The sequence below is a fragment of the Bradyrhizobium sp. AZCC 1693 genome (assembly GCF_036924745.1).
Classification (GTDB): Bacteria; Pseudomonadota; Alphaproteobacteria; order Rhizobiales; family Xanthobacteraceae; genus Bradyrhizobium.
In genome coordinates, this window is sequence record NZ_JAZHSD010000001.1 from 12,577 (window position 1) to 24,327 (window position 11,751).

Annotated in this window: 12 protein-coding genes and 1 pseudogene; 10 read left to right on the forward strand and 3 right to left on the reverse strand. The window is 62.7% G+C overall.

Going from position 1 to position 11,751, the window contains the following annotated elements:
- Window positions 1-4 precede the first annotated feature (4 nt).
- The 5 genes and pseudogenes from V1293_RS00075 to V1293_RS00095 all read left to right on the forward strand — a co-directional run bounded on the left by V1293_RS00075 (window position 5) and on the right by V1293_RS00095 (window position 4,900).
- Entirely contained in the window at window positions 5-913 is a 909-nt protein-coding gene (locus V1293_RS00075) for an AAA family ATPase (RefSeq protein WP_334505618.1), read from the forward strand.
- Window positions 914-1,052: 139 nt separating this feature from the next.
- Window positions 1,053-2,256, forward strand: a pseudogene (locus V1293_RS00080) (vWA domain-containing protein).
- Window positions 2,257-2,268: 12 nt separating this feature from the next.
- Window positions 2,269-2,598: an XdhC family protein gene (locus V1293_RS00085; RefSeq protein WP_334505621.1), complete on the forward strand. Its 330-nt coding sequence runs from the start codon at window positions 2,269-2,271 to the stop codon at window positions 2,596-2,598.
- Window positions 2,595-3,299, forward strand: a complete 705-nt coding sequence (locus tag V1293_RS00090; protein ID WP_334505623.1) for an XdhC family protein — start codon at window positions 2,595-2,597, stop codon at window positions 3,297-3,299. Before V1293_RS00085 ends, V1293_RS00090 begins: the two co-directional genes overlap by 4 nt.
- Entirely contained in the window at window positions 3,296-4,900 is a 1,605-nt protein-coding gene (locus V1293_RS00095; protein ID WP_334505625.1) for a molybdopterin-binding/glycosyltransferase family 2 protein, read from the forward strand. The genes V1293_RS00090 and V1293_RS00095 overlap by 4 nt, the downstream gene beginning before the upstream one ends.
- Before the next feature lie 137 nt (window positions 4,901-5,037).
- On the opposite strand, the gene V1293_RS00100 is transcribed toward V1293_RS00095, so the two are convergent.
- A complete protein-coding gene (locus tag V1293_RS00100; protein WP_334505627.1) occupies window positions 5,038-5,832 on the reverse strand; it encodes a hypothetical protein in 795 nt (264 codons plus the stop codon).
- Between the two features lie 208 nt (window positions 5,833-6,040).
- Here V1293_RS00100 and V1293_RS00105 point away from each other — a divergent pair, with 208 nt between their 5' ends.
- Window positions 6,041-6,430, forward strand: a complete 390-nt coding sequence (locus V1293_RS00105) for a DUF4189 domain-containing protein (protein WP_334516562.1) — start codon at window positions 6,041-6,043, stop codon at window positions 6,428-6,430.
- Window positions 6,431-6,529: 99 nt separating this feature from the next.
- Here V1293_RS00105 and V1293_RS00110 read toward each other — a convergent pair whose 3' ends face one another.
- Entirely contained in the window at window positions 6,530-8,425 is a 1,896-nt protein-coding gene (locus tag V1293_RS00110; protein ID WP_334505629.1) for a peroxidase family protein, read from the reverse strand.
- Window positions 8,426-8,661: 236 nt separating this feature from the next.
- On the opposite strand from V1293_RS00110, the gene V1293_RS00115 reads away from it, so the two are divergent.
- From V1293_RS00115 to V1293_RS00130, 4 genes are all read left to right on the forward strand, one after another.
- Window positions 8,662-9,072 (forward strand): DUF2000 family protein, encoded by a 411-nt coding sequence (locus tag V1293_RS00115; protein WP_334505631.1) that lies wholly within the window; start codon window positions 8,662-8,664, stop codon window positions 9,070-9,072.
- Window positions 9,073-9,398: 326 nt separating this feature from the next.
- Complete coding sequence (locus V1293_RS00120; protein WP_334505633.1) at window positions 9,399-10,688, forward strand: sulfite oxidase; 1,290 nt, start codon at window positions 9,399-9,401, stop codon at window positions 10,686-10,688.
- A 53-nt stretch (window positions 10,689-10,741) separates the two neighbouring features.
- Window positions 10,742-11,035, forward strand: coding sequence for a hypothetical protein (locus tag V1293_RS00125; RefSeq protein ID WP_334505634.1), 294 nt, complete (start codon window positions 10,742-10,744; stop codon window positions 11,033-11,035).
- 93 nt (window positions 11,036-11,128) lie between these two features.
- On the forward strand, window positions 11,129-11,350 hold the full coding sequence (locus V1293_RS00130; protein ID WP_334505635.1) for a hypothetical protein: 222 nt from the start codon (window positions 11,129-11,131) through the stop codon (window positions 11,348-11,350).
- 149 nt (window positions 11,351-11,499) lie between these two features.
- Here the strand turns inward: V1293_RS00130 and V1293_RS00135 are convergent, their stop codons facing one another.
- Window positions 11,500-11,709 carry a dodecin gene (locus V1293_RS00135; RefSeq protein WP_334516563.1) on the reverse strand — a complete coding sequence of 70 codons (210 nt, stop codon included), beginning with the start codon at window positions 11,707-11,709 and terminating at the stop codon, window positions 11,500-11,502.
- Between the last annotated feature and the right edge of the window lie 42 nt (window positions 11,710-11,751).

Genomic DNA, 11,751 nt, shown 5'->3' on the forward strand with positions numbered 1-11,751 from the left:
TCCCATGAGTGCATCGGCGCTACCCAAATCCGTCGATGCCATGCTCGAGCTGTTGACATCGCGCGGCTATCTCGCCGAGCGGTCGCTGGCGACGGTGGCCTATCTGTCGCTGCGCATGGGCCGGCCGCTGTTTCTCGAAGGCGAGGCCGGCGTCGGCAAGACCGAAATCGCAAAAGTGCTGTCGGCGGCGCTCGGGCGCAAGCTGATCCGCCTGCAATGCTACGAGGGGCTCGACGTCGCCTCCGCTGTGTACGAGTGGAGCAGCGCGGCGCAGATGATCGCGATCCGGCTGGCGGAAGCCGCCGGCGATACCGACCGCGAGCAATTGTCGTCGGACATTTTCGCCGAGCGCTTTCTGATCAAGCGCCCGCTGCTGCAGGCGCTGGAGCCGGACGTTGCCGGCGCGCCGGTGCTTTTGATCGACGAACTCGACCGCGCCGACGAGGCGTTCGAGGCGTATCTTCTGGAAATTCTCAGCGACTTCCAGGTCACGATCCCCGAATTCGGCACCATCAAGGCGCCGCAGCCGCCGATCGTCATCATCACCTCGAACCGCACCCGCGAGATCCACGACGCGCTCAAGCGCCGCTGCCTCTATCACTGGGTCGACTATCCCGAGGCCGAGCGCGAGCTCGCGATCGTCAAGTCGCGCGTGCCGGGTATCTCGACCAAGCTGTCGCAGCAGGTCGTCCGCTTCGTGCAGGCGCTGCGCGACCAGGATTTCTACAAGTCGCCGGGGGTGGCCGAGACCATCGACTGGGCCACCGCGCTGACCGAACTCGACGCCCGTTCGCTGACGCCGCAAATGGTCGGCGACACCCTGGGCGCGCTGTTGAAATACCAGGACGACATCGCGCGCATGCAGGGCGATACGCTGCAGAAGGTTTTGAAGGAAGCGACGAGCGAGAATTAGGTCGCGCGTCGTTGTAGAGTTCGTCATTCCGGGGCGACGCGTCAGCGTCGAACTATGGTGCGCAATTGCGCACCTGAGAATCTCGAGATTCCGGGTTCACGCTTCGCGTGCCCCGGAATGACGAAAGCAGAGTTGTCCGATGACCATCGATCATCTCAATCCACCGACCGGGCATATGGCCGACAATGTTGTCGGCTTCGCCCGCGCACTCCGCGCGGCCGGGATTCCCGTAGGTCCCGGCGCGGTCATCGACGCGCTCAACGCGCTGCAGGCGATCGAGATCGGCCACCGCGCCGACGTCTACGCCACGCTGGAGGCGATCTTCGTCAAGCGTCACGAGCATATGCTGATTTTTGCACAGGCGTTCGACCTGTTCTTCCGTGCCGCCGAAGACTGGAAGCACATGCTGGATTCGGTGCCGCTGCCGGACCACGCCAAGAAGAAGCCGCCGCCGGCCTCGCGCCGGGTGCAGGAGGCCATGGCGCAGCCCTCTGCGCGGGATGACGCACCGCAGGTTCAGGAGCAGGAACTGCGGCTGTCGGTTTCCGACAAGGAGATCCTGCAGAAAAAGGATTTTGCGCAGATGAGCGCGGCCGAGATCGCCGAGGTCACCCGCGCCATCGCCAACATGAAGCTGCCGCAGGCCGAATTGCGCACCCGCCGCTACCAGCCTGACGCCAAGGGGCTGCGGCTCGACATGCGGCGCACGCTGCGCAGTTCCCTGCGCACCGGCGGCGAGATCATCGATATCCGAAAGCTCGGCCGGATCGAGAAGCCGGCGCCGATCGTGGCGCTCCTGGATATATCGGGATCGATGAGCGAATATACCCGCCTGTTCCTGCATTTCCTCCATGCCATCACCGACGCGCGCAAGCGCGTCTCCGTGTTCCTGTTCGGCACGCGGCTGACCAATGTGACGCGGGCGCTGCGGGCGCGCGATCCGGATGAGGCGCTGGCGAGTTGCTCGTCTTCGGTGGAGGACTGGGCCGGCGGCACCCGCATCGCCACCTCGGCTGCACAGCTTCAACAAATTGTGGGGCCGCCGCGTGCTGGGGCAGGGCGCCATCGTGCTCTTGATATCAGACGGGCTGGAGCGGGAGGCCGACGCCAAGCTGGCGTTCGAGATGGACCGGCTGCACCGCTCCTGCCGCCGCCTGATCTGGCTCAACCCGCTGCTGCGCTACAGCGCCTTCGAGGCCAAGGCCCAGGGCATCAAAATGATGCTGCCGCACGTTGACGAATTCCGCCCGGTGCATAATTTGACATCGATGGAAGGGCTGATCGAGGCGCTTTCGGCGCCGCCCCCGCCGCACCACATGAGCCGTATCCGCTCAGCAGCTTGAAAGGGCATCAAAATGCTCAACCGCGATGACGACATCCTGCAGGCCGCCGAGAACTGGCAGAAAGCCGGCCATGGGGTCGCACTGGCGACCGTGGTCGAAACCTGGGGCTCGGCGCCGAGGCCGGCGGGTTCGAGCCTTGTCATCAACGATGACGGCACGTTCTTAGGGTCGGTCTCCGGCGGCTGCGTCGAGGGCGCCGTCGTTACCGAGGCGCTGGATGTGATCGCCAATGGCAAGCCAAAAATGCTCGAATTCGGCGTCGCCGACGAGACCGCCTGGAATGTCGGGCTGTCCTGCGGCGGCACCATCCGCGTTTTCGTCGAGAAGGTCGCTCAGTCGTGAAACTGGAAACCCTGACGCAGGTAAACGCCGAGCGCGCCGCGCGCCGCCCGGTGATCGTGGTCACCGATACCGCCAATGGCGAACAGCGGCTAGTAAAGGCGAAGGATATCGCGACCGATCCGCTCGGTGCCGAACTTGCCAAGCAGTTGCGCATGGGCAAGAGCGGCACAATCGAGGCCGGCGGCAAGAAACTGTTTCTCAACGTCTACGCGCCGACCGCAAAACTCGTGATCGTCGGCGCGGTCCACATCAGCCAGGCGCTCGCGCCGCTCGCACGCGCACTCGACTACGACGTGACGGTGGTGGATCCGCGCACCGCCTTCGCCAGTCCCGAGCGCTTTCCCGACGTGCCGCTGATCGCCGAATGGCCCGACGTGGCGCTGCCGCCGCTCAACGTCGATCATTACACGGCGTTTGTTGCCCTTACGCACGATCCCAAGATCGACGATCCGGCGCTCTTGCACGCCTTCGAGCGCGACTGCTTCTACATCGGCGCGCTCGGCTCGCGAAAAACCCATGCCAAGCGCGCCGAGCGGCTGAAGGCGCAGGGCGCTGATGACGCCGATATCGCGCGCATTCATGCGCCGATCGGGCTTTCGATCGGCGCGGTATCGCCATCGGAGATCGCGGTCGCGATCATGGCCGAGATCACCGCCGAGCTGCGTCTGTCGAAAGAAACCGCGAAGGTGCAGGCGGCATGAAGTTCGGTCCCGCCAGTCCGGCTGATGCGATTGGCGGCGTTACTGTGCATACGCTGCGGCAGGGTTCGCTGGTGCTCAAGAAGGGCACCACGATTGGCGCGGCCGAAGTCGAGGCGCTTAACAACGCCGGCGTCAAAGAAATCGTCGTGGTGCGGCTGGAGCAGGGCGATGTCTCCGAGGACGTCGCTGCCGCCAGCATCGCGCAAGCCGTTGCCGGCGAGGGCGTCACGGTCGAGCGCGCCTTTACCGGCCGTTCCAACCTATTCGCGGCGCAGGCCGGCGTGCTGGTGGTCGATCGTGCCGCGGTCGACCGCATCAACGGCGTCGACGAGGCCATCACTTTTGCGACGCTCGCAGCCTTCAAGCCGGTGGTCGAAGGCGAGATGATCGCGACCGTAAAACTGATTCCGTTCGGCGTCGAGGCGAAGCTGCGCGATGCGGCCGTTGATGTCGCGGGCAAGGGTGCGCTGCGGATCGCGCCCTACACCATCAAGAAGGTCGGCGTGGTCTCGACGCTGCTGCCCGGGCTTGCGCCAAAGGTGATCGACAAGACCTTGCGGGTGACGGCGGAGCGGCTTGCGCCGGCCGGTGCCAGCATCATCGCCGAGCGCCGCGTGCCGCATGACGAGGCTGCTCTGGCGTCCTCAATCAAGGAATTGCTCGGCCTCGGCGCCGAACTCGTCATCGTGTTCGGCGCCTCCGCAATCGCCGACCGCCGCGACGTCATTCCGGCCGCCATCACGGAGATCGGCGGCCAGATCGAGCATTTCGGCATGCCGGTCGATCCCGGCAATCTGCTGCTGATCGGCAGCGCCGGCGGCGTGCCGGTGCTGGGCGCCCCGGGCTGCGCGCGCTCGCCGGTCGAAAATGGTTTTGACTGGGTGCTGATGCGGCTTCTCGCCGGCCTGAAGGTCACGCGCGCCGAACTCACCGGCATGGGCGTCGGCGGTCTGCTGATGGAAATCGTCACCCGCCCGCAGCCGCGCACCGTTGCCGACCTCGAAGCCAACCGCAACGTCACCGCCATCGTGCTCGCAGCCGGTCGCTCGACGCGGATGGGTGGCCCGAACAAGCTGCTGGCTGAAATTGACGGCAAGAAGCTGGTGCGGATCGTCGCGGAGCAAGCGCTGGCCTCGAAGGCGACCGAAATCATCGTCGTCACCGGCCATCAGGCCGAACTGGTCGAACAGGCGCTGGCGGGGCTGAACGTAAAGTTCGTCCGCAACCCGGATTTCGCCGGTGGGCTGGCGTCTTCCGTCAAGGCGGGCATTGCGGCAGTGCCCGAGAATGCCGACGGCGCCGTCGTCTGTCTCGGCGACATGCCGCTGATATCAGCAAAATTGATCGACCAGTTGATCGAAACCTTTGCGCCGGACCGCGGCCATCTGATCGCCGTCCCCGTCAGCGACGGCCGCCGCGGCAATCCCGTGCTATGGTCGCGCCGCTTCTTCAGGGAGCTGATGACGCTGGATGGCGACGTCGGCGCCCGTCACCTGATCGCCAAGCACGCCGAGGCCGTGGCCGAAGTCCCGGTCGACGGCCAGAGCGCGTTTCTCGACATCGACACGCCGCAGGCGCTGGAAGCGGCGCGAGGATCGTAGATTCGTATGGTGGGCAAAGCGACTTGTCCGCCGTAGCTCTGAGAGCGAAGGCGGGAGCGAGCCCGCCACCCTTGTTCGCGCTGTGGATTGGTGGGCATGGCGCTTGTGCGCCTTTGCCCATCAAGCTGCTCCTTTGTCTAGAATCCTCCGGCAAGCCTGAAAACGAGCTTCGGCTTATCTTGTGAAACATCGTGAATCAGAGTTGCCGAAAAGGAGTCGCTTTCGCAAGAAAATGCGTGGCTCAGAACATAGGTGCGGCCAGAAAGGGCGAATGCGAACTCGATGCCGCCGCAGGTATGTTCCACATTCACCTTGGTCGAGCGAACGTCTTTGAAGAGGTCCATCAATTTCTGTCCAACCAGTATTGGCACATTTTCACAATAGCTGCAGCCGCTCGATAATTGCTTTTCCAGGTCGGGCACGTCGTTAGGCGGCGACAAAAACGTCTCAGACAACAAGATGGTTGGCGACAACCGGAGCAGTCGGGTCTTTAGCAGTCGGATATCCGGATCGAGATTTAATTCCTTCGTGTTCTGGATATGTCGACCTATCCTTCCGACGAGCGCTCCGTCCTGAACTTCCTCGAATGGGAGTTCGTTGACCATCGATGTGTCAGCCAAGATGGCAATCATGGTGGCGTCCTTCGGCGGTGATGCGGCGACCCGCAGCCGAGTGCTTGTTCTGATGCCGTTCTGGATATCTTCGTTTGCGTTTGAGAATTTTTCTTTTGGCAGGGCTGAACTCTTCCAGCCTTTGGCGATTACGGTCACCTGCTTTCCTTTTGGAATTGTGCCGTAGACACATACTGAAGAGGATCCGCGTTCCGGGCACGCGTAGACATCACGAAAAAGGTTACTTTGTTCGCTGGCGCGGCAAGTAGCAGTCGTCAGCAAGATGGCGAATGCCGCCAGTGACAAATATTTCATGACCATCAGGACTCAGGTTTTTCCGGTTTCCGCGCCATTGCGGAGACCTGCCAATCGATGTCGATCAGACCAATCTACCGCATGTGAAGCTTCTCGGTAACGGGCCGGTACGGCGACAAGAGTGGCTTTTGCCCTGAATTTCAACCACCCGTTCACCAAGTTGAAACTCCCTCCCGGCTAGATTCTGTCTGTTACCTCGGGGGAGGGGATTTTGATCGTTTCGACCGTCGCGGCACAGCGCCGCGCGCTCTTTGTCCTTGCGCTGACGTTGATACTGGGCGTCTCGGGCTTCATCACCAAGGCATGGGCGGCCGGCGCCTTCGCCGTCGGCAAGTGCGGCGCCTATGGCCAGGCCTATGACTATCCCGCCGAGGCCACTGCGCGCGCCGCGGCGCTGAAGCAGTGCAGGGGCAGTTGCACCGCGCTCACCATGAAGCGCGCCTGCGCCGCGCTTGCGGTCGACATGACCAACCCCTGCGGACCCCACGGCTATGCCGTGAAACCGAAAATTTCCAGCTCGCTCAACGCCGCGACAAAGAAGTGCTACGATTTCGGCGGCAAGGAATGCGTCATCCGCGCCTGGGCCTGCGACGCAAAGGGATAGCGCCAGGGGACAGCGTCAAGGGCATGCACCCATAAAGCCTGCGACGTGAGAATGCTGCGTCGCTCACTCCGAGTTAAGCGACGCAGCACTCAGGCTTACTTACTCCCAGTCGAAATGATGCAATTCATTCGGCCTTACACCCTGCAGGTCGATGGTCTCGTTGCCGACTTGCAACAATGTTCCCCCGTGATGGTCAGATGATTTCCTGACATGGGCATCGGTCACGAGTTGCAGCTTGTCTTCGTTCGGATCGAAGTCGGTGATAACAGCAGTGTTGTGCCGACCCTTGATTTGATCAAGGTTGATCACGAAGGTGTCGGCACCATCACCACCGGTCATCGTCATGTGGCCGCGCGCCGCCACCAGCGTGTCATCCAGCTCCCCGCCGGTCAGCGTATCCTTGCCGGCCGATCCGACCACAAGTTGCGCCATGCCTTCGGCGGCCTCTTCTCCGGTCGGGTCTACGCCTCCCAGGGTGCCGCTGTGCCGCTCGGTGGCGACGAAGGCATCACTCTGCATGGCGGTGGTATCGGTGTCGCGCAGGATCAGGTCCGACAGGGTGGTGCTCTCGATTTCCCTTAGCGTCTCCCTGTCGAACTTCTGATTCTCGAAATAGTACCGATCGCCGTCGCGCAATGCGGTGAACTGATCGCCGATGATCTTGCCGAAGGTAGGTCCGATGATGGCGCCTTCGGCATGGTCCTCCGCCAATCCGCCAGCCCACAAATCGACGGCATTGATATCGCCATAGGCTTTCTCGAACGCGGCTGCTGTCTCCGGATCAGAGCTCAGCTGATCGAAGCTGGTGTATGGCGCAAGCCCCAGCGCCTCCCGAGTCTGGTTCAGCGTACCCAGCCCAAGATCATGGCCGCGCTGGATATTGATCGCCGCCAGATCCATGCCATCGGGAGGATCGACCAGAAAATTCCGCAAGCCGTCGACGATGTGGGCGTCCAGCGGGTTGGCCAGGTCTCCCGACAGATGCCGAAGCAAGCCATCGGCACCCGTAGCGTTGAAAGTCGCCGGGTTTTCGAAGAACGATTCCGCCAGCGTCTGCTCCGACGTGAAGGCACCCAGATTGCTGATCGCGCTGATTTCGTCTGACACGATGGAGTGACCGAAGCGGTAGGCAGCGCCGGCAAACTCCTCGGTGATCCGCGAGTCTACCGCAGGATCGTAGCCGTGGTACGGCTTGATCGCGTCCTCGCCCAACAGATGCGGCAGGAACTCGCTGTAGGTGATGTTGACCATCTCAGCCGTGGTGATGGCCTTGGCCGTCTCGTACAGCCTGTCGCCGCTCCAGTTCGGATGTTCCTCGTGCAGTCGATCGACCTGATAATTGTGTTCGCGCACAAACAGGACCTGCAAGGCCGTCAGGTCGGGGTTCTCCTGCGCCCGCACGTCGCCGGCCGCAAAGGCCGGGCCCTGAGGGGTATCGACGATGGGCAGATTATCGCCCTCCGACATCTTCATATGACCGTCGGCGGTCCGCAGGTTCGCGGCAGTGGCTGCGTCGGATCCGTATATTTGTGATCCATCCAGCCAACCCGTGACCGTATTGATGGCGGTTGCGGGGTGCCCGGGAACGCCGGTCGCAGGATCGATCGCGACCCGCGTCAACGGGATGCTGCTGCCGGGCGGCAGAAACTGATCATCCGCCGGGACCGGGATCGAGATGTCAGTGGTTGTGGCCGACTTTTGCAGATCCAGATCATGATCGATGAACTGGCCCCACGCATACATCATGCCTGACAGCGCGACGCCGTTGTCGTCAGTCAAATGCGGGCCGTCCTCTCCGGCGTCCTCCTGCGCCACAACGATGTTACTGATCTCGCGGGGATTAGGCCCCGTTGTCATTTCGTTGAACCCATCGGCGAAGTTCGCCGGACCCACGCGAGTAAAGTCGGTGCCGGCCTGGTTCAGGGTGGGATCGGCAAGATTGTTGTTGGAGCCGTCGATGGTACGGAAGTCGAGTGTACGGAATCGGTGTGCCATGGCTCACCCTCCCTATGGAGTGTATGACCCCAGCTCCTCTACATTGACGACCCCTTGACGGCCCTTGAAATGGCGCTTTCATGAATCATTGTGATTGTTGGGTGACTGTTGAGAGACGGCATGCTGGCTTTTCGGAGGCGTCGCCGAGTCGATCAGCTTTCATCGCTCGACCTATCCGTGCTCGACATATTCGCTGCTGGCGACGCAAGCCGGAATGACATCTTTGGGGCAATCCAATGCAATTCGACACCAAGATCGCGGTCGTGATCCGGACCGATCTTGAACCGTGGCAGAAGCTCAACGTCGCTTCGTTCCTGGCCGGCGGGATTGCCGCCGCCTTTCCCGAATGTATCGGCGAGCCCTATGGCGACGCATCAGGCACGAAATATCTGTCGCTGATCGGCCAGCCGATCCTGATCTACGGCGCCGATCGCCCGGCGCTCTCCCGCGCGCTCGAGCGGGCGCTGACGCGCAACGTCACGCCCGCAGTCTATACCGAGGACATGTTCAGGACCACGCACGACGCCGCCAACCGCGAGGTGGTCAAGGCCGTGATCCGCGCCGAGCTCAATCTGGTAGGCCTCGCGATGCGCGCCGAGCGCAAGGTGATCGACAAGATCGTCGACGGGCTGAAGTTTCATGGCTAGCAGCGGACTGCTGAATTCAGAGCGAGGTCCTCAGGCGGTTACGCGCCTTCACAGGTGCGAAAGCCCTGATCGCAAATTCCGTGCCTTTAGAATGCCGAACGGGTCTTCTCGTTGGGCCAGCTTCGCGCCGTGCGCCGATTTCTTCCGCCCCAGCTCCGCGTGGTCCGGTCTGCTTGCGGGGGGGGCACGCCGGCGGCTTCCCCTGGCCGTCTTCCCCTGGCCATCTTGCGGCAGGCGCGCAAAACGCAAATACTCCGCCCAGTCGGGATTCCCGAAGGGGAAACCGGCCAACAAAGCCCGGGAGCGGGCAACAAGGGAGAGAAGTCATGGCGCGGGAAACCGGAGCCAATTCGGCTGATGGCAACAACTTCGAGACCAGCCGGCGCAGATTTTTGGGCAGTTCAGGTCTGGCGGCGATCGGCGCCGTCATCGGCGGCGCGCTGCCGCTGTCACGCAACGGCGGCATGCCTCAGGCCCACGCGCAGGCCGCCGCGCCCGCTGCGGCGAAGGCGCCGCAATATCTGAAATTCCCCGGCAAGAACGAAGGCCTCGTCGTGCTTGGCGAAAAGCCGCTGGTCGCCGAGACGCCGGAAAGCCTGCTCGATGACGACACCACGCCGATCGAGAAATTCTACATCCGCAACAACGGACAGATCCCCGAGGAGGCGAAGGACCCCGACGGCTGGAAGATCACCATCGACGGCGAGGTCAACAACAAGATCGAGATCACGCTCGGCGAACTGAAATCGAAATACAAGGCCGTGACGCGGCGCATGGTGCTGGAATGCGGTGGCAACGGCCGGGCGGGCTTCTCGCCGCCGGCGCGCGGCAACCAGTGGACCAATGGCGGGGCGGGCTGCGCCGAATGGACCGGCGTGCCGCTCGCCGACCTGCTCAAGAAGGCCGGGCTGAAGTCCAGCGCAAAATACACCGCGCATTATGCCGCCGATTTGCATCTGTCGGGCGACGCCGGCAAGCCGAGCATCTCGCGCGGCGTGCGCATCGAGAAGGCCATGGATCCGAATACGATGATCGTGTGGGCCATGAACGGCAAGCCGCTGCCGAACATCCATGGCGGACCGGTGCGTCTGATCGTGCCGGGCTGGGCGGGCTCGGCCTCGCAAAAGTGGCTGACGCGCATCACCATCCGCGACAAGGAGCATGACGGCCCCGGCATGACGGAATTTTCCTATCGGCTCGCCATCAAGCCGATGGTGCCCGGGGGCAAGGCCGATCCGGCGAATTTCCGCATCCTGGAATCGATGCCGGTGCGTTCCATCATCACCAATCCGGCGAACGGCGCCAAGTTCGCCGCCGGCACCAAGGAGCTGAAGCTGCGAGGCGCCTCCTGGGCCGGCGATCTCACCGTCAAGCAGGTGGATATCTCGACCGATTTCGGCGCGAGCTGGCAGCGGACCACGCTGCAAAAGCCGAAGAACAAATACGACTGGCAGCGCTGGACCGCGACCTTAAAACTGCCGACCGACGGCTATTTCGAAATCTGGGCGCGCGCCACCGATTCGAAGGGCGCGATGCAGCCGCATCAGGCCGGCTTCTGGAATCCGCAAGGCTATGGCGGCAACGCCATGCACCGCATCGCCGTGCTGGTCGGATGATGGTGCGTTTTGCGTGGCTCGCATTGGCCGGCGTGCTCTGGATAGCGCCGGCCATGGCGCAAACAACCTTTACCCCGCGCGACGAAAGTCCGGAGCAGTTTGCCGCGGGCGCCGGCCGCGACGAGGCCTTCTACGCCTGCACCGCCTGCCACGGCTTCCGGCTGGTGGCGCAGCAGGGTATGACGCGCGCGCAGTGGGAGGATTCGATCAACCTGATGGTCCGCCGCCACAACATGCCGCCGCTCGACGACAAGGACCGCGAAAAAGTGCTGAATTATCTCGAGACGGCCTATCCGCCGCGCGCGCCGGCGGGCCGGGGAGGCTGGGTGAACCCGTTTGCGAAGTGAATGCCTGGATATGAATGATGCGGCCAGCTGTGCCCTTGACGCAGCCGCTCGCCAAGCCAGAATGGCCGGTGGTTTGCGCCGGGAGGCGATCATATGAGGTTTTTGATTACTGCGCAGGATACGGCGGGAAACGTGACCCTTAATCGGGCGTCGGTTCCAGCTGCGTTGAAGAAAGCCACAGAACTGATATCGGACGGCTGCTGGAACGTCGAGATCGTAACGCCCGATGGGGCCACCTATCACCCCGGTGAGTTCGATCAGTTGAGAGAGCGAGCTGGCCCGGCGGACCCCGATCTATCGCTGACCGCGCAATAGCGGAGCTCCATGCTTCGCCCTCAATCAGCTTCGTGCCGGAAGCTGCTGACCGGGTGAGTGCGCATTGATAAGCCGCCAGGCAAGTCCGTACGCGGTAGATGCGCCGGGTTTCTTGGCGTGCTCTGCTCGTCCTGCTGCCTCGCCGCGAATTACCCTTCCAGGGTAAATCCAACCCGCAAGGCGACCTGGTAGTGGCGCACGGATCCACCCTCGATGTGGCCGCGCGTTTGCACCACTTCGAACCATTTCATGCCGCGAACGGTCTTTGATGCGCGGGTGATCGCGTTCTGAATGGCATCCTCCATGCTTTTTTCCGAAGATCCGACGAGTTCAAGGATCTTGTAAACGTGGTCTTTCATTTCGGCTGGATCTGGCACGGCGAACCTCCGTTGCAATAGGCG

What these genes read in the sequence shown, in the direction of transcription:
- V1293_RS00075 (WP_334505618.1), top strand. Translation starts at nt 5, where the DNA reads ATGAGTGCATCGGCGCTACCCAAATCCGTCGATGCCATGCTCGAGCTG.
- V1293_RS00085 (WP_334505621.1), top strand. Translation starts at nt 2,269, where the DNA reads ATGCTCAACCGCGATGACGACATCCTGCAGGCCGCCGAGAACTGGCAG.
- V1293_RS00095 (WP_334505625.1), top strand. Translation starts at nt 3,296, where the DNA reads ATGAAGTTCGGTCCCGCCAGTCCGGCTGATGCGATTGGCGGCGTTACT.
- V1293_RS00100 (WP_334505627.1), bottom strand. Translation starts at nt 5,832, where the DNA reads ATGGTCATGAAATATTTGTCACTGGCGGCATTCGCCATCTTGCTGACG.
- V1293_RS00110 (WP_334505629.1), bottom strand. Translation starts at nt 8,425, where the DNA reads ATGGCACACCGATTCCGTACACTCGACTTCCGTACCATCGACGGCTCC.
- V1293_RS00115 (WP_334505631.1), top strand. Translation starts at nt 8,662, where the DNA reads ATGCAATTCGACACCAAGATCGCGGTCGTGATCCGGACCGATCTTGAA.
- V1293_RS00120 (WP_334505633.1), top strand. Translation starts at nt 9,399, where the DNA reads ATGGCGCGGGAAACCGGAGCCAATTCGGCTGATGGCAACAACTTCGAG.
- V1293_RS00125 (WP_334505634.1), top strand. Translation starts at nt 10,742, where the DNA reads ATGGCGCAAACAACCTTTACCCCGCGCGACGAAAGTCCGGAGCAGTTT.
- V1293_RS00130 (WP_334505635.1), top strand. Translation starts at nt 11,129, where the DNA reads ATGAGGTTTTTGATTACTGCGCAGGATACGGCGGGAAACGTGACCCTT.
- V1293_RS00135 (WP_334516563.1), bottom strand. Translation starts at nt 11,709, where the DNA reads ATGAAAGACCACGTTTACAAGATCCTTGAACTCGTCGGATCTTCGGAA.